Below are 22,636 nucleotides of genomic sequence, written 5' to 3'. Positions count from 1 at the left end.
CTGACGTAGCCTTCGAGGTCATCGGCGGAGCGCTCCGCCAGGGCCGTGTAGTCGTGGAACATGAGGCCGGCGAACACCCCGGTGGGGGTGCCGCGCAGTGCGCTGGGAGCGATACCGGCGTCCTCGATGGCGTGCCAGGCGGACTCCAGCAGCAGCCGCTGCTGCGGATCCATCGCCAGTGCTTCGCGCGGCGATATGCCGAAGAAGTCGGCGTCGAACCCGGCCACGTCGTCGAGGAAGCCGCCCACCCGTACGTAGCTGCTGCCCGGCCGCTCTCCTGAAGGGTCGAACAGGCCGTCCACATCCCAGCCGCGGTCCGCGGGGAACGGTGACAAGGCTTCGCCTTCCCCGGTGACCAGCTCCCACAGCGCGTCCGGTGAGCCGATACCGCCGGGCAGGCGGCAGGCCATGCCGACCACCACGATCGGGTCTTCCTCGTCGGCGCTGCGTATGCGGCCGACACCGTCGTCCTCGGGTATGTCGCCGGTCAGCACGGCGCGGAGGTGGCCGGCCAGGGCCCGGGGGGTCGGGTAGTCATACACCGCGGTCACCGGCACGTCCAGGCCGGTCGCGGCGGTGAGCCGGTTGCGCAGCCTGAGGGAGGTGGCGGAGGTCAGGCCCTGCTCCCGGAAGGAGCCGTCGGCGGGCACCGCGGCCGGGCCGGACCGCCCCAGCACCAAGGCGACTTCGGCGCGTACCACGTCGAGGAGGAATCCAGGCGGGCCATCGGCCAGGCGCTGCCGCAGCTCGTCACCTCGCCCAGCGGGCGGGGCGAGCGGGACGAGATCGCGCAGCAGGGCCGGGACGGTGCGGTTCCCCAGGTCCGCGGGGCGCAGCGCGATCGGCAGGACCGTGTGGTCCGGGACCGAGCAGGCCAGGTCGAACAGCGTCAGGCCGTCTTCGGTGGTGAGCGGGTCGACGATCGGTGCGGGGATCCACGCCGGGGCGGCCGACGAGGGTTCGGCTTCCCAGGGGCCCCATGCGAGGGCCACGGCGTCTGTCCGGCGCGCCGCGAGCGCCTCGATGAAGGCGTCGTCCGCCTCCCCCGCGGCGGACGAGAAAAGGATCAGCGGGCAGTGACCGGCGGTGAGCCGGTCGAGGTGCCAGGCGGCGGCCGCTCGGGGCCCGTCGGACAGCGTGTGGACGGCAGCGGCAAGCGGCCCGGCGGCGGCCAGCACCGAGGCCATGCCCTCGGGGTCGGTCAGGTCCGCGGTGGCAGTGTCGCCGTCGAACTCAGCCGACACGCCTGGTCGGTGACGCGCCATCAGGACGCGGCCGGCGCCGCGGCGGGCGACGAGGTGGCGGGCGATCGTCCCCGCCGCGCCCTCGGGCTCGCCGGTCACCAACACGGTGCGGTCGGCGTCGAGGGTCAGGTCCGCGGCGTCCGCGGCGGCCCAGCCCAGGCGGGGTACCAGCGTCCGGCCGTCGCGGATCGCCACGACCGGCTCACCCGCCGGGAGGTCCGCGCCCCGCGAGTCGGTGTACGCGTCGACGACGGTGAGCCGTCCCGGATGACGGGACTGCACGGAGCGCAGGCTCCCCAGCACCGCGGCCTGGACGGGGTCGGTGGTGTGGTCGGAGTCCGAGGTGCGGACCGCGTTGCGCGTGTGGACGACCAGCGGCGCCGGGTCGTCGGTGAGTCGCCGCTCGGCCTCGGCCGCGATCCGGGCGGCGAGCGCCGCAGCGCGGTCGGGCTCGCTGCACGTACGGTCGTCGGCCTCGGCGGCCGTCAGCCACCCGGCGTCCGCCGGTTCGTCCGGGCGGGCCGGCGGCGCGGGCACCCAGTTGATCCGGTGCAGCGCCTCGTGACGGGTCCCGGCGAGCGACAGCAGGCGGGCCGGCAGCCCGTCGAGGACGTGCCGGGTTGTCTTGCCGGAGCGGGTGCGGGGGACGGCGTCGATCAGCAGCAGCTCGGCGGGAACCTTGTAGGCGGACAGCTCGCTGCGGCAGGCGGCCAGGGCCTCGGCCGGGTCGATGGAGGTGCCGGGCTCGGGCACCAGGTAGGCCACCGGGACCTCGCCCAGCACGGCGTGCGGCCGTCCGGCGACGGCGACGTCGGCCACTCCGGGCACCCGGGCGAGGACTGCCTCGACCTCTGCCGGGTGCAGGTTCTCGCCGCCGGTGATGATGGCGTCCTTCAGTCGCCCGCAGATGGTGAGATGACCCTGCTCGTCCTGTACGACGATGTCACCGGTCCGGTACCAGCCGTCCACGAGGGCGGGGTCGGTGGTTCCGTCGGCTTGGCGATAGCCCAGCATCAGGTTCGGTCCGCTGACCCAGACCTCGCCCTCGACGCCCGGTGCGACGTCCTGTCCGGTGTCGTTGTCGACGAGCCGGACCCGCAGACCGTCCACGGGCTGTCCGCACGAGCCGGCCGGGCGCGGTGCGCCGGGCCGGGTCATGGTGATCGCGCCACAGGTCTCGGTGCTGCCGTAGCTGTCGACGAGCGGTGCCCCGATGACGCTCTCGAACGCCTCCTGCAGTCCGGCCGGGGCAACGGCGCCGGTGCACAACGCCGCCCGCAGGGCCGGCGCCGCCGTCTCACCCCGCCCCACCGCCGCCACCAATCGGTGGTAGACCGCCGGGACACCGACCAGCAGGGTGTAGGGCTCCGCGGCGAGTTCGCCGAGCACCCGGTCGGGTTCGAAGTCGGTCAGCAGGCGCACGGAGGCGCCGACCGTGGTGGTGCCCACGACGCACAGCACGTGGGAGAGGCTGTGGAAGAGCGGAAGGGGCCACAACAGGCGATCGTTCTCGGACAGCCCGAGGATGGGGGCGTAGCAGGCCGCGACGGACCACAGGCACGCCCGCTGGTTCGAGAGCACGCCCTTCGGCCGGCCGGTGGTGCCGGAGGTGTAGAGCAGCCAGGCCGGTTCATCGAGGTCCAGGTCGTCGGGGGCGGCGACGGCGGGCTCGGTCGTCGCCCACCGTTCGAAGTGCTCCTCCCGCGGCCCGGGCTCGTCGGCAACCACCAGCAGGGGGAGGTCCTTCGCGACGCGTCGCGCGTGGTCGAGACCTCCTCGGTCGCAGATCAACAGCGCGGCGCCGCTGTCGGCGAGGACATGTGTGAGTTCGGCGTCCGAAGAATGCGGGTTGACGGGGACGCCGACCGCGCAGGCGCGGGTGACGGCGAGGTAGGCCTCCACCGTTTCGACCGCGTTGCCCATCAGCAGCGCCACCCGGTCGCCGCGCCCGATGCCCCTGGCGGCCAGGTGCCCGGCGAGCCGTCCGGTCCGCGCGGCCAGCTCGGCAAAACCGACCGCGCGCCGGTCGTCGGTAAAGGCAACCCGGTCGGCAAAGTGCGCCGCATTGGCGGCCACCGACTGGGAGATACCTCGGATCAGGTCAGCGCTGAACACCGGTCCGCCTCCTAAGAAATCCATGGTCCCCGGCACGATAAAGGCCGACCGACGCGTATTGAAACCCCGTAGGGGTTGGGGTTCGCAACCGCCTTTAGGGGGTGTAATTAGGGGCTTTCAACGGGAGTTGCAGCTCAGTAGTTTCACCGAGTAGCGAAAAATCGCAAACCCGCCGAGCGAGCTACCGACAATCCCCGGAAAGCGGCCGCCGGGTGTGTTTCGGCAGCTCGGCGCGGTCGGCCTGGCAGCGAGGGAGTCAGATGAAAGTCCTCATCGTCGGCGCGGGAGTCAGCGGTGTTGCCGCCGCAGTGGCCCTGACCGCGGCCGGGCACGATGTCACCGTCTTCGAACGGGCCGAAAGCCTGCGCGCCTCTGGCAACGGTGTGCTGGTGTGGCCGAACGGCACCGGCATCCTGCGCGAACTGGGGGTTCACCTACCCGAATTGGGTGGACGAATAGACGAGGCCGACGTTCTGGCATTCGACGGTACGCCGTTGATGAAAATGAATTTGGCGGGGGCAACCGAGAAGTACGGCGCGCCCACCATTGGCGTGCTGCGCGGTCACATCGTCGAGCAGCTCTCCCGGTCGCTGCCGGCCGGCACCATAGAGTTCGCAAAGCGGTGCACCGATATACGCCCGGTGCGCCGCGGCTCGGCCACCGGCGTCACCGTCGCCTTCGACGACGGGACCAGCGCAGACGGGGACATCCTCATCGGCGCCGACGGCTACCGCTCCATGGTGCGGCACCGGCTGTTCGGCGATGTGGCCCGATACACCGGTCTGGCGTCCTGGTACGGGCTGGCCAAGATGCCGTCGGGGCTGCGCTCCGAGCACGTCATCCCCACGTACTACGACAAGCTGCGGCTCTGCACCATGCACCCGGTGGGTGACGGAATGGTGCACTGGGCGGTCGAGGTGCCGTGGCCCAACGAAGACATCGACCGGCACGGAAAGCCGACCGCCTGGCTCGACCTTCCCCAGCCGCCGGACCGGCCCGCCCGACTGCGGGAGTGGTTCGGCGACTGGGCTCAGCCGGTGGCCGAGCTGATGGCGAGCCTGCCGGACGAGGACATCAACGTCTTTCCGCATGTCATGCACCAGGTGCGGCACCCGTGGGGGCGCGGACCGGTGACGCTGGCGGGCGATGCGGCCCACGCCGTGTCTCCGCGCGTCGGATGGGGCGTGAACCAGGCGCTGGAGGACAGCTGGGTGCTCGGCCAGGTGCTGTCGCAGCCCGGCGAACCGGCGTTCCTGTTGCGGCGTTACGAGCAGCTGCGGTACGGCAGGGCCCGCCGGGTGCAGCGGCTGGCCGGCGTGGCACGGCGCACGAACCGGCCGCTGATGCTGTTGCGCCGGCTGCCGCGCGCGGTGCGCGGCGACGGGATTGTCTCCAACACCCTGATTTCCAACATCGACAGTTGCAGCAACTTCGTTCACATGCCCGCAGGTCGGGCCAGCACCCAGGAGGCGGCCTGATGCGTACACGTCACGCAGATCTTTCCACGACCACGCCCGCGTTCCGAGTGGCCGGCGGGGAGCAGCTGTCGATGCGGCTGGTCGCCGACCTCAACGCGGCCTGTGCGGCTGCCGAGGAGGCGGCCGGGAGCAAACCCCTGGTGCTGTACCTGGGGGGCACGGACACCGAGCGGACCGAGTCCGCGGAGGTCGATGTGCATGTGGTGAACAAGTGGGAGCGCACGCTGCGCCGGATCGAGCGGATCGGCGCGGTCACCGTCGCGGTAGCCGGTGGCACCTGCACCGGGGCGGCACTGGAGGCGCTGCTCTGCTGCGACCACCGGATCGCCGCTCCCGACGCCGTGTTCGCCCTCCCGGTGCTGGGCGCGACGCCTTGGCCGGGCATGGCGCTGCATCGGCTGACGACCCAGCTCGGCATCGCCCGGGCACGACAGCTGAGCCTGCTGGCGCCGCAGTTGCCCGCCGCCCGCGCCGCCGAGCTCGGGCTGGTCGACGAACTGACCGACGACCCCGATGCCGCGCTGGAGGCTCTGCTGACCCGCGTCGGCAAGGTCGCGCCGGCCGAACTGGCCATTCGCCGCCAGCTGTTGCTCGACGCGGCGACAACGGGGTTTGATGAGGCACTGGGTGCGCATCTGGCCGCCTGCGACCGGACCTTGCGGCACGAGCGGGGAGTGACGCCGGCCGAGCCGTTCCCCCAGCCCCAGTGGTGAGGGCCGACATCACCTCTTGCCGGCAACGCGACCGGCCGGCCGTGGCTCCCCCGCACGGCCAGCCGGTCCCTCACGGAAGGCGGCAGACGACGAGCAGCGATCCGGTGCAGGAGAACCGCGGCCCGCGTCGCGAGCAGACCGAGCACACCGAACCGGTCGACCCTGCGGGTCAGTCGGTGCAGCAGATGATCCGGCAGGTGATCGACACGGTGACCAGCGCGGCCGTGTCCCAAGGACAGAGGCCAGCATGAGCGCATACGACAGCCACGCGCCACGGGAGCGGACACGGGATGTACTCTTCCTGATCGCCCGCCTGGTACTGGGCGTGGTGTTCTTCGCCCACGGGCTGCTCAAGGCCCAGAACCCCGACGCGTCCATCGCCGGCTTCGCAGCAGGCGGCATTCCGCTGCCCAGCCTGTCCTACTGGTTCACCCTCTGCGTCGAGTTCGGTGGCGGGGCGGCGATGATCCTGGGACTGACCCTGCCGCTGACCGGGGTGCTGCTGGCCGTGGTGACGGGCGGTGCCCTGTTCTTCGTGCACGGCGCCAAAGGCTTCTACGTCCATGAAGGGGGCTACGAGTACGTACTGGTACTCGCGGTGGTGAGCCTCGCCGTAGGGGCGAGCGGCGGGCGGCTGACCCTGGACGAGGTGATCGCTCGACGCTGGCGACCGTGGACACGGCTGACCGGGCGAGCGGGCACGCGGGCACCAGGGGCCCGATCCCGATAGGGCTGCGGATCTCGGGAACGGGGCGGGGTGACATGGTCACCCCGCCCCGTTCCCGCATACGGCCGCCGGGTCGGACCTGCTCAGATCGCTCCGACGGCCTGGAGGCGCAGCGCGGCGGTGAGGTCGGACCGCCGGGAGATGCCGAGCTTGCGATAGGCGCGGGTGAGGTGCTGTTCGACGGTGCTGACCGTGACGTACAGCTTCTCGGCGATCTCCCGATTGGTGTGCCCCAGGCCCGCCAGGGACGCCACCCGGTGCTCGGCTTCGCTCAGTTCGTCCGCCACCCGTGTCCAGTGGGGCAAGGCGGCATCCTCGCTCAGCCCCGGGGTGCGCGGGGCGGGTACCTCACGCTGCAGCCGCCGTGCCCGGCATTCCTTGGCGACGCGCCGGGCATGGCCGATGGCAAGCCGGGCCTTCCCGTCGTCTCCCAGGCCGTGGTGAATGTTCGCCAGGTCGAGCAGGGTGCGGGCCAGGTGGAAGCGTGCGCCGGAGCGGGTGAAAACCTCCACCGCCGAGTCCAGGAGCGGCATTCCCTCCTCAGATGCCTTCGTCGCGGCCAGGATGCGCAGGGCCAACCCGGCCGGGCGGGAGGCATGGTGCGGCGACAACCGCAGCTGTTCCTCCGCCAGTTCTCGAGCCCGGTCCTTCCGGCCGAGCTCCAGATGGCATTCGGCCGCGGCTGACCGCCAGGCGACGATGCCGGGCAGGTCCATGCCCCACTTCGCCACCAGGTCACCGAGGGCGTGGAAGTCGTTGAGCGCCGCGTAATGGCGCCCGACCGCGAAGTGGTACTGGCCGCGGGCGAAGAGGTAGTGCAGGCCGAAGCGCGATTCGAAGATGCCGTCCGGCAGCGGCTGCTGGAGCTGTTCGGCGGCCTCCTCGAACTCGTCCATGCGGGTGTGCGCCACGATCAGCGAGGCTCGGACGACGCCGATGTTCGTCCCCCAGTTGTGGGCGGGCATGGCGTCGAGCGCCTGGCGGGCGTACCGCACGGTCGCGGCCATATAGCCCTCGCGCCGGGCGATGTCGGCGCGCACCGAGCACAGCACGGCCGTCCAGGTGGGCGCGCTCCGCTTCTGGGACCGCTCGATGAGCTCGTCGCACCACGGCCGTGCGAGGTCGAGACGGTCGACGTAGATGAGGGCGATCAGCGCCGTGGCCAGCGTTTCGAGGGATTCCTCGTTGAGGGGGAAGCTCTGCAGGATCTGCTGGGCGCCGACCGCCACTTCGTCGGCCGGGGCGCCTTCGAGCACGGAACTGATCAGTCCCGCGGCCACCATCCGCTCCGAGTTGACGATGTCCGGCGTGATCCCGCGGAGATCGGCGGGCGCCCGCACCCGCGGGGGGATCCGGTCGGCGAGTGGCGGATAGGAGTGCCGCAGCCACCATTTCAGCGAGTGGGTGTCCTCGGTGCTCGGGGAGACCGTGCCATCACCCCTGTACAGCCTGCTGACCAGGTCGCTGGCTTCCTCGACGCGGCCGTGCCACAACATGTAGCCCAGCACCGCGGGTGCCTGGTCGGTCGGCAGGATGCCCGCGTGCAGCGCCTTGACCAGCGCGCAGAGGTGGTGTTCCGCCACGGCGAGGGGGCTGTTGCGCCAGACCACGGACGCGAGCCGGCCCACGATCGCGGCGCGTCGCCGCTCGTCGGTGCACTGCTCGGCGGCCAGCCGCAGACACTCAGCGGCGCGGTCCACATCATCGACGAGCAGGGCCTTCTCGGCGACACACCGCAGGAGCATGACGGCGTTCTGGTCGGGGACCGCGCCGGCGGCGAGGAGATGGTCGGCGATCCTGTCGACCAGTCCTTCATTCCGCTGGAGATAGGCCGCGGCCCGGGTGTGGACCGTCGCCCGCTCAGCGGGAGTGAGGCGGGCCAGGACCGCATCGCGGGCGGCCGGGTGCCGGAATCCGCCCTTGTGCAGTACGCCCATGGCGTCGAGCGCCTCGGCGACCTCGGCGAGGGTGTGCTCCGCCACTCCGGCGGCGTCCGCCAGTAGCCCAGGGGCCACGGCGTCGCCGAGCACCGCCACGGCCTCCGCGACGCGGCGGGCCGCGCTGCCGCTCCGGTCCAGGCAGCCGAGCACGGCCCGGCCGAACGCCTCGCCGACGAACAGCTCGTTGCCGCGCTGCTCCGCTGGCCCGCCGTATTCGGCGGCGTGATCCTCCAGGACCGCATTGGCCAACAGGCAGCTGCCGCCGGTCGCTTCGTAACAGGCCGAGCCGATCCGGTCGGCGACCGCGCGGCCGAGCCGGTCGGCGGCGAGCGCGACGACACCGCGTCGGGTGAGCCGTCCGAGCCGTATGCCGCTGCCGATGCCTTCGTGCATCAACGCACCGTGGAACCGCCAGGGTTCGTCCCCCACGCCGGACCGTACGGCGGCCACGACCAGGACCCGGTTCGCCACGGGGCGCCGGGCCAGATTCGTCAGGCACTCCAGAGACAGGGCGTCGCCGTCCTGCACGTCGTCGACCGCGATCACCACGGGACGTTCGGCCGCCAGCGCGAGGACCGCCTCCCCGATGCGCTGGGCCAACTGCGCGGCGGCGGGCGTGAGGACGCCGCCCACCAGTGGTTCGGAGATGCTCACGTCGATCTCGCGCTGCAGGTCGGCCGGCAGCTCGACGGATCCGAGCAGTTGGGAGATGAGGCCCAGCGGGACGTTCCGCGTGAGGGGCAGGGCGGTCGCGGTGAGGAGCAGCATGGCCGAATCGGTGGCGTCAGAAGGGGCCTTGTCGGCCACCTCACCCAGGAACGCGCGTAACAGCGCTGTTTTGCCGCTGCCGGCGGGGCCGCCGACAACCACCGTGCCGCCCCTCCCGGCGGTGAGTCCGTCGAATTGTCTCGCCAATAAATGTATCTGCTCGTCGCGCTCAATTAGCACTATAAAGTCCCCCTGATCTGCATGTTTATCAGAATTCAGGCACCCCGAGAATTCACGCGGATTTTACTTCACGCGCGGCTAACCAATACAACGGCAGCCTAACCCATGGGGCCAGAATCCGTATCGCCGGGCCAAAGGAAGCCACCCTCACCCCGTTGATTTCATGCTACACAAAGAGGCGAGGAACGGGGAGATCATTTACTTCGCAGGGGGTTTCAAACGGGCGATTTTTCGCCACCTGGCGTTCACTTCTCGCCTGGCGAGAAAGTGCTTCCCGAAAGCGGCCTTGTTTTTCGGGGCAAATGCCCCGGCCGCGCGCTCCATGGGAACCCGCAGCACGGTCCGCGCCGGCCGCTAACAGATGCCGTCGCCGCGGAGGACGGCGTCGGTTCCGCCGTCGATGAAGATGATCTGCCCCGTGACATGAGAGTTTTCCGGGGACGTCAGCCAGGCGAGGAGGGCGGCGACCTGTTCCGGGCGAGCGTGACCGTTCAGCGGCATCGGAACGGAGGAATCCGCTATATCCCGCAGCCCCGGATTGTCAATCAATGCCTGGGTCATGGGGGTGAGGACGGTGCCTGGCGCGATGGCGTTGAGAGCTATCCCCGCGCCCGCCCAGCCCTCGGTCACCGCGGCGCGGCGCACCCACCGGGCCAGGGCGGCCTTTGACGCACCGTAGATCAGCTGCCCCTCCTCGCGGTCGACGGCCGCCTGGGCCAGCGCGGACGCCGCCACCTCGTCATCGGCCAGCGCCGCGTCGACGATGGCCGAGTCGTGCGGATGGAGGATGGCCACCGACGAGATGGCCACGGCGCGCGGGTCCTGCCCGACGGCCAGCAGCGGACGCAGCCCTTCGAGCGTGGCCACCGCACCGAAGTAGTTCACCTTGACGGTGACGGGGTCGAAGGCGGCGAGCCCGGCGCCGGCGATCACCGCATCGAGCCGCCCGCCGGTCAACTCTCGGGCCTGTGTGACCAGTTGTACGCGGCCGTCGGCGGTGGCCAGATCCGCGCAGATGTCGGCGTCTTTGAGGTCGGCGCCGATCACCGAGTGGCCCTGGGCGCGCAGCCGGGCGGCGGTAGCCTTGCCGATTCCGGAGGCCGCTCCGGTCACCAGACAGGTACGGGGCATGATCGACTCCTTGTGCGTGCTCGTTCCGGGCGTCGCGGCACCGTGGGAAGGCCCCTCCGTCACTCCGACTGAGGCCGGTGGGTGTTGAGATAGGCATGGTCGGAGACGATCAGCCCGTCACGCAGGGTGAGGAGAACGCACCAGAACGTCTCCTCGACGACCGGCTCCCCGGCCGCCTCGCCGGTGGTCGTGGCGCTGGTGACCCCTTCGACCGCCACCACGTCACCGGAGGAGACCACCCGCAGAGTACGGGTCTTGCGCTCGATCGCGGCGGCGGCACCCGCGGCCTCCAGTTCACGCAACCGCGCGACGCCGAACTCCTCGACACCCGGCACCACGATCACCGCGTCGGGGGCGTAGCACTCCTCCACCATCCGTTGCGGATCGCTGTTGTGGAGCGCGATCCAGTTCTCGACGAACGCGAGGTTCGCCCGTTGCCGGTCGGTCGTTGCCTGGCTGATGGCTCGGTCCTTTCAGGAGGTTTTGTCGGCGAGCAGTTCCGTGGTCAGCTCGTAGAGGCGCCGCGCGGCATCGGGGTCGAAGGCGGAGCCGGTGAGCTCCAGCGGCTCGCCCGTCATGGATGCGGAGAGCATCGCGGCGGGCGGCGTGTCGAGTGCCGCCAGGACCGGCAGAATGCCCTCCTCCACCGGCTTGGCGTTCTGCCGCGCGACTTCGATCTGCTCCGCCATGACGGGGTCGTACTCGCCGGAGAAGCTGGTGCGTACGCTGCCCGGGTTCAGCAGCACATACCGCACCGGACTGGCCTGCTGCTGGGCGAACCCGACGCCGAGCAGGTCGTTGAGCCGGCTCCCCTGCATGAGGGCGCCGATGCCGGTGTACTCGCGCTCACCGCCGAGGTCGTCCCAGACGATCTCGCCGAACTCCACGCCGGGACCGCAGACGTTGACCACGACGGGCGCGGGCGCGGCGGCCAGCAGGCCGGCCAGCTCGTGGCTGAGGACGAAGCGGCTGAGGTAGTACAGCGCGAAGGTGTTCTCGAAGCCCTCGGCCGTGACCAGGCGGGTCGAGCGGAAGTGCTGGGCGCACAGAACCAGCCCGTCGATCTTGGCAAACCGAGCCCGGATCTCGCCGATGGCCTTGCGGGTCTCGCCGATCAGGCTGAGATCGGCCTGGATGAAATGCGCACGGCCTCCGGCCCCGGTGCGCTCAGCCTCAGCCAGGATCTCGGCCCCCTTCTCGGAATTGCGGCCGAGGACGACGACCTCATCACCGCGCTCCAAGTACGTCAGCGCGACAGCCTTGCCGATGCCGTCCGTACCACCTGAGACAACAATCGTTTTCATCGTGGGAACCTCCGCAGACCCGTGAACACAAGAGAACTCCACCCCTGGAGCGACGACGCCATGGGGCCAGGCATGCAGAAGGCACACGAAGACGCCACGCTCCGAAGTCACCGATCGATGACTTAGCTCAAGCTACTCACCTCGGGATATCATGTCAACCATTGATGACTTGACCTCCGAAATATCTGACGACACATCAGGAGAAGGCCGTGACCGCGACGTCCAGCAGCCGGCAAACGCGCCACAAACGCGACCGCGAGGCCACTCGGGCCGCCCTGTTGGCTGCGGCCCGGGTCCGGTTCGCCCGTGAGGGCTACGCCGGGACGAACATCCGCAGCATCGCCCAGGACGTGGGCGTGGACGCGTCGTTGGTGTTCCGGTACTTCGGCTCGAAGCGGAAGTTGTTCGATGAGGCCACGGCCGAGGACGCCCAGGCGGCCGGGGCCGTACTCGCCGGTCCTGCGGAAGAACTCCCCTCCCGGCTCCTGGAGATGATCCTCCGTGAGCAGCAGCCGGAGCCAGCGGGCGAGCACCCCTTCATCGCCATGCTGCGGTCGGCCGGCGATGAGTCGATCCGCGACCAGTTGCACGACCAGGTGTGCGACACCTACATCGCGGGCCTGCGCAAGCTGGTCGTCGGGCCGAACGCCGATCTGCGCGCGGAGCTGTTCAGCGCGTGGCTGTTGGGCATCGGTGTGGCGCGAACGGTAGTGCGCAGCGACGCGCTGGCCGGCGCGACCCAGCCCGAAGTGGCCCCGTACTTCGAGCGGGTGGCCGGCATCCTGCTGGGCGGGGACGACGCCGAGCCCGCGGGCAGCTGACGCTCGCAGGCTCGGCCGCGACTGCCCGACCGGCTACTTGACCCGGGTCTGCGCCAGTACCGGACCCTTGTTCAGCTTGCAGTACAGGGTCTCACCGACCCACAGCTTCATGTCGAAGTGCTCGCCGGGCGCGAAGGTGTAGGCGCCGGCGGTGGTGGCCGGCACCGAAGCCTTGCCCGGCCCGAGGACCAGCGGCTCGCCCTTCGGCACATCGTTCTCGTTCACCAGGCCCGTCGCGGTCACCTTGCCGGAGGCCGCGCCGCCGTAGCGGATCTCCATGGTGCCGTTGATGCCCTTGGCCGGAATAGCCGCGGGCGCGGGCTTGGTGGCCGTGACGGTCAGCGGGATATTGCTGCCGCGGGCCGCGGTCTTGGGCGCACTGATGGTGACCGAATAGGTCAGGTCGACCGGATCGGCGTTGCCCTCGACACACGAATAGACAAGGTCCGTCGTGTCGGCCGAGGCCGAGGACGGCAAGGCCAGCACGGTCACGAGGGCGGCGGCAAGCGAAAGCGGCAGCGCGGTCGATATGCGAGTCACGGACGTGGTCCTCCGATATCTTTCTTGGTTTCGGCGGCGGCCTGCGTCGCTTTCGACGAGGGCAGCAGCGCCTGGAAAATCTTTCCGGTCCTGGGATTCGCCGCGGTGCGCACCACCATGCGGCGCAGTACGCGGGCCGGTTTATTGGCGGGCAGCAGAAAGTTCTTGGCGAAATGCGCGCTCTTCTGATGCTTGGTGACCACCGGACGCAGCCGCTGCTCCCAGGTGCCGAGCGCCGCGGGGATGTCCTCATCGTGCTCGCTCAGCAGAGTGCCGAGCAGGTGGGCGCCCGAGATGCCCAGCGACGAGCCGAAGCCGGAATAGAGGGTCAGGGACCAGGCCGAATCGCCGACGAGCACCACCCGGCCGCGGCTCCAGCTGTTGAGGTGGATCTGGCTGATCTGGTCGAACAGCGTGGACTCGGCCCGCTCGACGGCGTCGAGCAGTTCCGGCACCACTGGCCCTTTGAAGTCGGCGTAGGTACTGCGCAGGGCGACCGCCGGCCGCTTGCGTGCCTCCGCGGCGGGCCAGGGATGGCAGTACAGGAACATGGCGACCGGGTCGTGGTCGTGGAACGCCTGCACGGCCACGGACCGGCCCGTGTCGACCACCAGCAGGTTGTCCCCCTTTCGCAGGCCGGTGAGCGGGCGGTCGAGCAGGCATGCGGCGACCACGTGGTGGAAGTCGCGCCGGTAGAGGTCCTCGGGACCGAACACCAGCTCGCGGACGGTCGAGTGCAGACCGTCGGCACCGACGACCAGGTCGAACCGCTCGGTGGAGCCGTCGGACAGGGTCACCTCGGCGTGCTCGCGGCCCTGCCTGATCTCCGTCGGCCCGGAGGAGAAGCGCATTTCCACCAGGCCGTCCACCGCCTCGAACAGCGCCCGCTCGACATCACCGCGCAGCACGGTGTACGAGGTCGAAGCCGGCATCATGGAGGCGGGATTGATGCCTGGCACCAGCCTGCCCTGGCGGTCCATCTCCAGATACCGCCCTTGGGGGTCGGCCCGGTCGCGCAGTCCGTCGAAGATGCCGAGCCGCTTAGCGGGCTCGAAGCCGTCGGACATGAACACCGTGAAGTAGCCGCCGGTCCGGCGGCCCGGTGCCCGTTCCACCAGCAACGGCTCCCAGCCGATCTGCTGCAGACGCAGCGCGGTTGCCATTCCGGATATACCTGCACCTACCACCAGGGCACGTTTCGTCCGCACCGATGCGCCGGCGCCGCGCAATGCCGTCATATAGAGGATCCTCCGGGCCGACCGAGTTCGGCGGGCTGGTTCTCGATTTCTGGGCGCTCGGTTAAATTACCCCATCGAGGCGCCGAAGCGTACCCTTCTTCGAACCCCGTAGAAATCTTTCCCGCCCCAATCCATTAGGGGTCCGAGCGGCAACATTAGGGGCGGCGAGTAGGGGTGTACGCGAATGATCGTTGCCGAGTACTTTCAGGCTGGCCCCGAATGCTCGACAACAGGGTGGGATATGAGCAGGGATCAGGAAGTCGTCGAATACCTCAAGAAATTGACGGTGGACCTGCACCGCACCCGTACGCAATTGCGAGAAGTGGAGCATGCGCGTACGGAGCCAATAGCGGTGACGGCCATGGCCTGCCGTCTACCGGGCGGGGTGGAAACCCCGGAGGATTTCTGGCGGCTGCTCGCGGACGGCCGGCACGGGTACGGCGCCTTTCCCGCGGACCGTGGCTGGCGGCTCGACCAGATCTACGACAGCGACCCGGACCGCCGGCACACGAGTTATGTGCGCGAGGGCGCCTTCCTCGACAGGGTGGGCGAGTTCGACGCACCGTTCTTCAGCATCTCCCCGCGCGAGGCCGCGGCGATGGACCCGCAGCAGCGGCTCACGCTGGAGACGTCCTGGGAATGCTTCGAGCGCGCGGGCCTCTCCCCCGCGGCGGTGCGCGGCAGCACCACCGGGGTGTTCATGGGCATCAGCGGCCAGGACTACGCCGGGCTCGCCGCGCATGCGACGCAGGACGTCGAAGGCCTGGTCGGCACCGGCACCGCGGGAAGCGTGCTCTCCGGCCGAATCGCCTACACCTTCGGGCTGGAGGGGCCGGCGCTGACCATTGACACGGCGTGTTCCTCGTCGCTGGTGGCCATCCATCTCGCGGTGGAGTCACTGCGTCGCGGCGAGTGCGAGCTGGCCCTGGCCGGCGGGGTGACCGTGCTGTCCACCCCGGGCCTGTTCATCGAGTTCAGCCGGCAGCGCGGGCTGGCCCCGGACGGCCGGTGCAAGCCGTTCGCCGCGGCCGCGGACGGCACCGGCTGGGGTGAGGGGGCGGGCGTACTGCTCCTGGAGCGGCTGTCGGACGCACAGCGGGCCGGACGCCCGGTACTCGGGCTCATCCGGGCCGGCGCGGTGAATCAGGACGGTGCCAGCGGTCGGCTCAGCGCCCCGAACGGCCCGTCCCAGCAACGGGTGATCCGCGCGGCACTGGCAGCGGCCGACCTGTCTCCCGCGGACATCGACGCGGTGGAGGCCCATGGCACCGGGACTCGCCTGGGCGACCCGATCGAGGCGCAGGCACTGCTGGCCACCTACGGCCAAGACCGCGACGCGCCCCTGCTGTTGGGTGCGGTGAAATCCAACATCGGTCACACTCAGGCCGCGGCGGGCGTGGCGGGCGTGATCAAAATGCTCCTCGCGATGCAGCACGGCATGATGCCCGCGACCCTCCACATGGACGCACCGACCCCGCACGTCGACTGGGCCGCGGGACGCATCGAGCTGGCAGCCGAGCCCCGCCCCTGGCCCGATGCCGACCGGCCCCGCCGCGCCGGGGTCTCCTCCTTCGGAATCAGCGGCACCAACGCCCACCTCATCCTCGAACAGCCATCTGCCGCACCGGAGTCCCCGGCTGAGCAGGCAGTGCCGGGCGTCGTCCCCTGGTGCCTGGAGGCGAAGACCCCCGCCGCGCTACGCGAATACGCCCGTCGACTGCGGACGTCCGGCGTGGACCACTCCCCCGCCGAGGTCGCGCACTCCCTGCTATCCAAGAGCCCCGGCTTCGCCCATCGCGCCGTGGTGACCGGATCGTCCGTGGCGGAACTGGCCGACGGGCTGCGCGCCGTGTCGGAGGGTGCCGCCGCGGACAACGCCGTCGTGGACGAAGTGACCCAGGGCGACCTCGCGTTCGTCTTCAGCGGGCAGGGCAGCCAGTACCCGGGCATGGCGGCCTCGCTCCACGCCGCCTCCCCCGAATTCGCAGCGGCCCTCGACGACGTCCTCGCCCATCTCGACGAGTTCGTCGACATTCCGGTCCGAGAGGTGCTGCTCGGCGGGACGGAGCTGCTCGACGCCACCGGCCACGCTCAGCCGGCACTGTTCGCGGTGGAGGTGGCACTGGCCCGGATGTGTGCCGCGTTCGGACTGCGGCCCGGCGCCGTCGCAGGGCACTCCGTCGGCGAACTGGCCGCCGCACACGTGGCGGGCGTGCTGTCGCTGCGGGATGCCTGCGCGCTGGTCGCGGCTCGCGCCCGGCTGATGGCGGCGCTACCGCCCGGCGGGGCGATGGTCTCCGTACGGGCTCCCGAGTCCGAGGTTCGGGCGTGTCTGGCGGCGTCCGAGGGGGCGGTGGCGATCGCCGCGGTCAACAGCCCGGAGTCGGTGGTGCTCTCCGGCGAGGAGGGCGCGGTGACGAAGCTGGCGGACGCGCTCGCGGCCGACGGGCACAGGGTGCGGCGACTGCGGGTCAGCCACGCCTTCCACTCGCCCCTGATGGACCCGATGCTCGACGACTTCCGCGCAGTCGCCAAGACCCTCACCTACGCGGCCCCGACCGTTCCGCTGGTGTCGAACGTGACCGGGACGCTCGTCACGCCGGAGCAGATCACCGCCCCCGAGTACTGGGTGCGCCATGTGCGTGAGCCGGTCCGCTTCGGCGCCGGCGTCTCGGCACTGGCCGCGACCGGAGTCACCACATACCTGGAGATCGGCCCGGACGCGACCCTGGTGCCGCTGATCGCCCAGGTCGCCGAACCGCCGACCGCCGCGGTCCCCGTCCTGCGCCGCACCGTCGACGACATGACGCAGCTGCTGACCGCGCTGGCGACCGTGCAGGTACGGGGCCATGCCGTGGACTGGTCCCCACTGGTGCCGCAGACCCCGCTCCGGCCGCTGCCCACCTACCCGTTCGAACGGCGTCGGCACTGGCTCGACCAGGCGCCCGGTTCCGGCGACCCGGTCCACGCAGGACAGGCCGCCACCGGCCATCCCCTGCTCACCGCTGCGGTCGAACTGCCCGACGGCGGCGAGGTCCGCACCGGCCGTCTCGGCCTGGCCGACCAGTCGTGGCTGGCGGACCACCGGGTGCACGGCACGGTGGTGCTCCCCGGCACCGCGCTGGCCGAGCTCGTCTGGACGACCGGCGCCGACACCCTGGCCGAACTGACCCTGCACGCCCCGCTCGTGGTGCCCGACGAGGGGCATGTGGTGCTGCGGGTGACCGCTTCGGCACCGGACGGGGGCGGAGCGCGGGACATCACCGTGCACGCCCGCACCGGGGACGGTGCGTGGACGCTGCATGCCACGGCCGTGACCGGCGCCGGTGCCGGCACCTCCGTCAGACTGGACCAGTGGCCGCCCCGCGACGCGGTGCCGGTGGCGGTCGACGAGCTCTATCCGGGCCTGGCCGCCGGCGGCCTGGACTACGGTCCGGTGTTCCGGGGCGTACGGGCCGCCTGGCGCGACGCCCACCACACCTACGCCGAGGTCGAACTGCCCGAGGACGCCCGGACGGAAGCCGCGCAGTACGGGATGCACCCCGCACTGTTCGACGCGGCGCTGCACACCCTCGCCCTCAGTGGCACCGAACGCCCCGAAGCGGCCATGCCGTTCTCCTTCACGGACGCCACCCTGCATGCCGTGGGCGCCACCCGGCTGCGGGTTCGCGTCACCCCCGAGGGCTCCGAAGCCATGGCGGTCGCGGTCTCCGACGACAGCGGCGCGCCCGTCGCGGCCGTCCGGTCGCTGCGGCTGCGGCCGATCACCCCCGAGCACCTGGGAGCGGCCGAGCGGTCGGCGCACGAGGCACTGCACCGGATCGACTGGCAGCCGCTGCCGGGCAACCACGCCGCGCCGGCCGCCGCCGAGTACCACGTCATCGGCGGCTCGGCACTCGCCGACGCGGTCGCGGCGGAGGTCACGGCGGCGGGTGGCACAGTCCGTACCTGGCCGGACCTGGCCGCGCCGGCGCACGCCGCGGCCAACCGTGCGGCGACGGTCGTCCTCGTCCTCGGTCCGGGGCCGGCGGACGAGACCAGCGACGCCATGGTGACCGCCGCCGCCGAACGGTACCTGGGCACGCTGCGGACCTGGCTGACCGAGCCCGCCTTCGAGGAGATGCACCTGGCCGTCGTCACCACGGGAGCGGTCACCACCGGACCCGATGAGGCGGTGGACCTGGTGACGGCCCCGCTGTGGGGCATGACCCGGGTGGCCCAGGCCGAGCACCCCGGACGGCTCACCCTGATCGACCTCGGCCGGGACGCGGACGGCAGCCTGCTGCCCGCAGCCGTCCATATGGCGCGGACGCTGGGCGAAACGCAGCTCGCCGTACGCGGCGGCACGCTGCACGTGCCGCGGCTGACGCCGGTCCAGGACGCGGACACCCTGCTGCCTCCTGCACCCGGCACGCCATGGCGGCTGACCCAGGATGACAACGGCAGGCTCGACGGGCTGCGTCTGGAGCCGGTCGACGACGCTCCCCTGGGGCCGTTGGAGATCCGGATCGCGGTGCGCGCGGCCGGGCTGAACTTCCGCGACGTCCTGATCGCGCTGGGCACCTACCCGGGCGCTGCGGTCATGGGCGGCGAGGCCGCAGGCGTGGTGCTGGAGGTCGGCGCGGAGGTGACCGCGCTGTCGCCCGGCGACCGGGTGATGGGCCTGTTCAGCGGTGCGTTCGGGCCGGTCGCGACCACCGACCACCGGATGGTCGGCCGGCTGCCGGCGGAGTGGTCCTTCGCCGAGGGCGCCGCGGTCCCGATCGCGTTCCTGACCGCCTATTACGGTCTGCGCGACCTCGGCGGACTGGACGCGGGCCAGTCGGTGCTGGTGCATGCGGCGGCGGGCGGCGTCGGCATGGCGGCCGTACAGCTGGCCCGGCACTGGGGCGCGGAGGTGTTCGGCACCGCCAGCAAGGAAAAATGGGATGTCCTGCGGTCGACGGGTTTCGACGACGATCATCTCGCCTCGTCGCGCACGCTGGAGTTCGCGGACCGGATCACGGCAACCACCGGCGGCCGCGGTGTGGACGTCGTCCTCAACGCACTGGCGGGCGAGTTCGTGGACGCGTCGCTACGGCTGTTGCCGCGCGGCGGCCGATTCGTCGAGATGGGCAAGGCCGATGTCCGCGACGCCGCGGCGGTCGCGGTGGACCACCCCGGCATCGCCTACCAGGCGTTCGACCTGATAGAGGCCGGGCCCGACCGGATCCAGGAGATGCTGACCGAGGTCCTGGCCCTGTTCGAGGCCGGAGCGCTGCAGCAGTTGCCGCGGAGAGCATGGCCGGTGCAGCGGGCGCCGCAGGCGTTCCGGCACGTCAGCCAGGCACTGCACATCGGCAAGAACGTACTGACGCTCCCGGAGCCGCCCGGACCGGACGGCACGGTCGTCGTCACCGGTGCGAACGGCGCACTGGCTCGGCACCTCACCCGGCACCTGGTCACCGAACGGGGCGTACGCCATCTGCTGCTACTCAGCCGCACCCGGCCCGAAGCACTGGCCAAGGAGCTGGCGGCACTTGGCGCCGACGCGGTCGCGGTGGCCTGCGACGTGGCCGAGGCACGGCAACTCGCCGATGCCCTCACCAGCGTGCCCGCCGCGCATCCGGTACGCGAGATCATCCATGCGGCCGGCACCCTTGGTGTGCCACCGTCACGAGCCTGGAACCGGAGCAGCTCGCCGAGGTGCTGCGGCCCAAGGTGGGCGGCGCGCTGACGCTGCTTGCCGCGGCCCGTGAACTCGACCTCGCCGCCCTGACGTTCTACTCCAGCGCCTCGGCCACGCTGGGCGGCGCGGGACAGGCGGCCTACGCCGCCGCCAACGCCTTCCTCGACGCCCTGGCCCATCACGCACGCGGACTCGGAGTACCGGCGACCGCGCTCGCCTGGGGCTTGTGGACGGGCGACACGGGCATGGGCGCCGGCCTCACGGAGGCGGACCTCCACCGCGTCCGGCGCGGTGGCGTCCTCCCCCTGGAGCCGGCCCAGGCGCTCGTCCTGCACGACATCGCCCGGGACGTGCCACACGCCCATGTGCTGGTGGCCCCCCTCAACACCGGCGGCATCGAAGCCGACGACGTCCATCCTCTGCTGCGCGGTCTGATGACGCCCACGCGCAAGCGGGCCGCGGCGGCGAGCGCCGACGACACGAGCGCCAAGGACCGGCTGTCCGTGTTGCCCGAAGCCGACCGCCGCCGGGCGGTCGCCGACCTCGTACGGACGCTGGTGCGCGGCGTGCTCGGCTACCGCGAGGACGAGGAGTTCGACCCGAAACTGGCCTTTACCGACCTCGGGTTCGACTCCCTGACCTCGGTGGACCTACGCAATCGACTCACCGCCGCAACCGGTCTGCGGCTGCCCGCCGCGCTGGTCTTCGACCACCCGACCCCGGCCGATCTCGTGGACCGCCTGACTGCTGAACTCGCCCCGGACGGCGGCGACGCCACACCCGCCGATCCGGCAGAGCGCCCCTTCCGGGACATGCTCGCACGCATCCCGCTGGAGAAGCTGCACGCGGCCGGGCTCTACGACCGGCTCGTCCGCCTCGGCGCGGACGACGGCACACCGGGCGGTGCCGCCCCGAACGAAACCCTGGACATCGACACCTTGGACGTCGCCGGCCTTGTGCGGCGCGCCATGGGCGACTGACCACGACGGAGGTCAAGATGACAATTGCGACCGATCAGGTCGTCACAGCCCTGCGCACCTCGCTCAAGGAGAACGAGCAGCTGCGCCAGGAGGCCGCCCGGGCCACGGAGCCGATCGCCGTGGTCGGCTCCGGGTGCCGGTTCCCGGGCGGCATCAGCTCACCCGCACAGCTCTGGCAGCTGTTGGTCGAAGGCGGCGACGCCATGGGGGACTTCCCCACCGACCGCGGCTGGGAGCTCGACACACTCTTCGACGACGACCCGGACCACCCCGGTACCAGCTACGCCCGCAAGGGCGGATTCGTCGCCGACGCGGCGGGTTTCGACGCCGCGTTCTTCGGCATATCGCCCCGCGAGGCACTGGCGATGGACCCGCAGCAGCGGCTGCTGCTGGAGACCACCTGGCACGCCATCGAGGACGCCGGCATCGACGCCCTCTCCCTGCGCGGCACCACCGCCGGCGTGTTCATGGGCATGAGCGGACAGGACTACGGGTCCGCGGACTTCATGCTGCCGGACGGGCTCGAAGGACATCTGGCAACCGGCAACGCGGCCAGCGTTCTCTCGGGCCGGGTGGCCTACGTCCTGGGGTTGGAGGGCCCCGCGCTCACGGTCGACACCGCGTGCTCGTCGTCGCTGGTGTCGCTGCACCTTGCCGCGCGGGCGCTGCGCGCCGGGGAGACGGGGCTGGCGCTGGCGGGCGGAGTCACCGTGATGACCACGCCGAAGGCGTTCACCAGCTTCAGCCGGCAGCGCGGCCTCTCCGTCGACGGCCGGTGCAAGGCGTTCGCGGCCGATGCCGACGGCACGGCCTGGGGCGAGGGTGTGGGCGTCCTGGTGCTGGAGCGTCTGTCGGACGCCCGGCGCAACGGCCGGCGCATCCTCGCCGTCCTCCGGGGCAGTGCCATCAACCAGGACGGTGCGTCCAACGGCCTGACCGCGCCGAGCGGAGCGGCCCAGCAGCGCGTCATCCGGGACGCACTGGCCGCGGCGGGCCTCCAGGCCGGCGAGATCGACATGGTGGAGGCGCACGGCACCGGCACCAAGCTCGGCGACCCGATCGAGGCCGAGGCGCTGCTGGCCACGTACGGTCGGGAGCACACCTCCGAACTTCCGCTGCTGCTGGGCTCGGTGAAGTCCAACATCGGTCACACGCAGGCCGCGGCCGGTGTGGCGGGCGTACTCAAGGCGGTGCTCGCCCTCCAGCACGGGGTCGTACCGCCGACGCTGCACTCGGGAACGCCCACCCCGCACGTCGACTGGAGTCCGGGCACCGTGGCGCTCGCCACGGAGGCGACGCCGTGGCCGCAGACGCGCCGGCCGCGCCGGGCGGGAGTGTCGGCGTTCAGCATGAGCGGCACCAACGCCCATGTGATTGTCGAGCAAGCGCCCGAAGAGACCGCGTCGGCACCCGAACCGGCCCTGGAGCCGGAAGGCGGCCGGCGGATACCGGTTCTGCTGTCGGCCCAGTCACCGGCTGCGCTGCGGGAGTTGTCGAAGGACCTCGGCGCGTACGCGGACGAGCCGCTGCCCGCGCTGGCGGACGGCCTGGCCCGCGGACGCACGTCGCTGCGGCATCGTGCGGTGATCCTCGCGAAGGACCGGGCTTCTTTGGGGGAGGCTCTGACGGCCCTGGCCGAGGACCGTCCTCACACCGATGTCGTCACGGGTCAGGCGGGTGCCGAGCGCGGTGGGACGGTGTTCGTCTTCCCCGGCCAGGGCTCCCAATGGCCCGGCATGGGCGGGGAACTCCTCGACACCGTCCCCACCTTCGCCCAAACCGTCGCCGA

At 71.2% G+C, this 22,636-nt stretch carries 14 protein-coding genes; 7 read left to right on the top strand and 7 right to left on the bottom strand.

From position 1 onward, the window contains the following. Positions 1-3,359, bottom strand: a 3,359-nt coding sequence (locus ACTWQE_RS27815) for an AMP-binding protein (protein ID WP_443331812.1), incomplete at its 3' end; no start/stop codon positions are given. A gap of 260 nt (positions 3,360-3,619) precedes the next feature. Here ACTWQE_RS27815 and ACTWQE_RS27810 point away from each other — a divergent pair. From ACTWQE_RS27810 to ACTWQE_RS27800, 3 genes are all read left to right on the top strand, one after another. Further along, on the top strand, positions 3,620-4,837 hold the full coding sequence (locus tag ACTWQE_RS27810; RefSeq protein WP_443331811.1) for an FAD-dependent oxidoreductase: 1,218 nt from the start codon (positions 3,620-3,622) through the stop codon (positions 4,835-4,837). Further along, entirely contained in the window at positions 4,837-5,550 is a 714-nt protein-coding gene (gene dpgB / locus ACTWQE_RS27805; protein WP_443331810.1) for an enoyl-CoA-hydratase DpgB, read from the top strand. The genes ACTWQE_RS27810 and dpgB overlap by 1 nt, the downstream gene beginning before the upstream one ends. Before the next feature lie 247 nt (positions 5,551-5,797). Further along, positions 5,798-6,280: a DoxX family protein gene (locus ACTWQE_RS27800; protein WP_443331809.1), complete on the top strand. Its 483-nt coding sequence runs from the start codon at positions 5,798-5,800 to the stop codon at positions 6,278-6,280. Between the two features lie 80 nt (positions 6,281-6,360). On the opposite strand, the gene ACTWQE_RS27795 is transcribed toward ACTWQE_RS27800, so the two are convergent. The 4 genes from ACTWQE_RS27795 to ACTWQE_RS27780 form a co-directional block, all read right to left on the bottom strand. Continuing rightward, positions 6,361-9,165 (bottom strand): AAA family ATPase, encoded by a 2,805-nt coding sequence (locus ACTWQE_RS27795; protein ID WP_443331808.1) that lies wholly within the window; start codon positions 9,163-9,165, stop codon positions 6,361-6,363. 354 nt (positions 9,166-9,519) lie between these two features. After that, positions 9,520-10,296: an SDR family oxidoreductase gene (locus ACTWQE_RS27790; protein ID WP_443331807.1), complete on the bottom strand. Its 777-nt coding sequence runs from the start codon at positions 10,294-10,296 to the stop codon at positions 9,520-9,522. Positions 10,297-10,355: 59 nt separating this feature from the next. Then, entirely contained in the window at positions 10,356-10,700 is a 345-nt protein-coding gene (locus ACTWQE_RS27785; RefSeq protein ID WP_443331814.1) for a nuclear transport factor 2 family protein, read from the bottom strand. A 69-nt stretch (positions 10,701-10,769) separates the two neighbouring features. After that, the gene (locus ACTWQE_RS27780; RefSeq protein WP_443331806.1) at positions 10,770-11,600 is read right to left on the bottom strand and encodes an SDR family NAD(P)-dependent oxidoreductase; all 831 of its coding nucleotides are present in this window, start codon (positions 11,598-11,600) and stop codon (positions 10,770-10,772) included. 209 nt (positions 11,601-11,809) lie between these two features. Here ACTWQE_RS27780 and ACTWQE_RS27775 point away from each other — a divergent pair, with 209 nt between their 5' ends. Beyond that, a complete protein-coding gene (locus ACTWQE_RS27775) occupies positions 11,810-12,421 on the top strand; it encodes a TetR/AcrR family transcriptional regulator (RefSeq protein WP_443331805.1) in 612 nt (203 codons plus the stop codon). A gap of 33 nt (positions 12,422-12,454) precedes the next feature. Here ACTWQE_RS27775 and ACTWQE_RS27770 read toward each other — a convergent pair whose 3' ends face one another. Then, positions 12,455-12,961, bottom strand: coding sequence for a hypothetical protein (locus tag ACTWQE_RS27770; protein WP_443331804.1), 507 nt, complete (start codon positions 12,959-12,961; stop codon positions 12,455-12,457). Continuing rightward, a complete protein-coding gene (locus tag ACTWQE_RS27765; RefSeq protein WP_443331803.1) occupies positions 12,958-14,199 on the bottom strand; it encodes an FAD-dependent monooxygenase in 1,242 nt (413 codons plus the stop codon). The genes ACTWQE_RS27770 and ACTWQE_RS27765 overlap by 4 nt, the downstream gene beginning before the upstream one ends. A gap of 286 nt (positions 14,200-14,485) precedes the next feature. Between ACTWQE_RS27765 and ACTWQE_RS27760 the strand changes: the two genes are divergently transcribed. From ACTWQE_RS27760 to ACTWQE_RS27750, 3 genes are all read left to right on the top strand, one after another. Beyond that, positions 14,486-19,915, top strand: coding sequence for an SDR family NAD(P)-dependent oxidoreductase (locus tag ACTWQE_RS27760; protein ID WP_443331813.1), 5,430 nt, complete (start codon positions 14,486-14,488; stop codon positions 19,913-19,915). Next, positions 19,885-20,847, top strand: coding sequence for a beta-ketoacyl reductase (locus tag ACTWQE_RS27755; RefSeq protein WP_443331802.1), 963 nt, complete (start codon positions 19,885-19,887; stop codon positions 20,845-20,847). Before ACTWQE_RS27760 ends, ACTWQE_RS27755 begins: the two co-directional genes overlap by 31 nt. 17 nt (positions 20,848-20,864) lie before the next feature. Next, positions 20,865-22,636 (top strand): type I polyketide synthase (locus tag ACTWQE_RS27750; protein ID WP_443331801.1); only part of this gene is annotated, 1,772 nt, incomplete at its 3' end.

It is taken from the genome of Streptomyces sp. 8N706, assembly GCF_052245415.1.
GTDB lineage: Bacteria > Actinomycetota > Actinomycetes > Streptomycetales > Streptomycetaceae > Streptomyces.
This window is presented reverse-complemented; position numbering and strand designations above follow the sequence as displayed.

Bases quoted from the DNA above. Each gene is read 5' to 3' on its own strand.
- ACTWQE_RS27810 (WP_443331811.1), top strand. From the start codon at position 3,620: ATGAAAGTCCTCATCGTCGGCGCGGGAGTCAGCGGTGTTGCCGCCGCA.
- ACTWQE_RS27800 (WP_443331809.1), top strand. From the start codon at position 5,798: ATGAGCGCATACGACAGCCACGCGCCACGGGAGCGGACACGGGATGTA.
- ACTWQE_RS27780 (WP_443331806.1), bottom strand. From the start codon at position 11,600: ATGAAAACGATTGTTGTCTCAGGTGGTACGGACGGCATCGGCAAGGCT.
- ACTWQE_RS27765 (WP_443331803.1), bottom strand. From the start codon at position 14,199: ATGACGGCATTGCGCGGCGCCGGCGCATCGGTGCGGACGAAACGTGCC.
- dpgB (WP_443331810.1), top strand. From the start codon at position 4,837: ATGCGTACACGTCACGCAGATCTTTCCACGACCACGCCCGCGTTCCGA.
- ACTWQE_RS27790 (WP_443331807.1), bottom strand. From the start codon at position 10,296: ATGCCCCGTACCTGTCTGGTGACCGGAGCGGCCTCCGGAATCGGCAAG.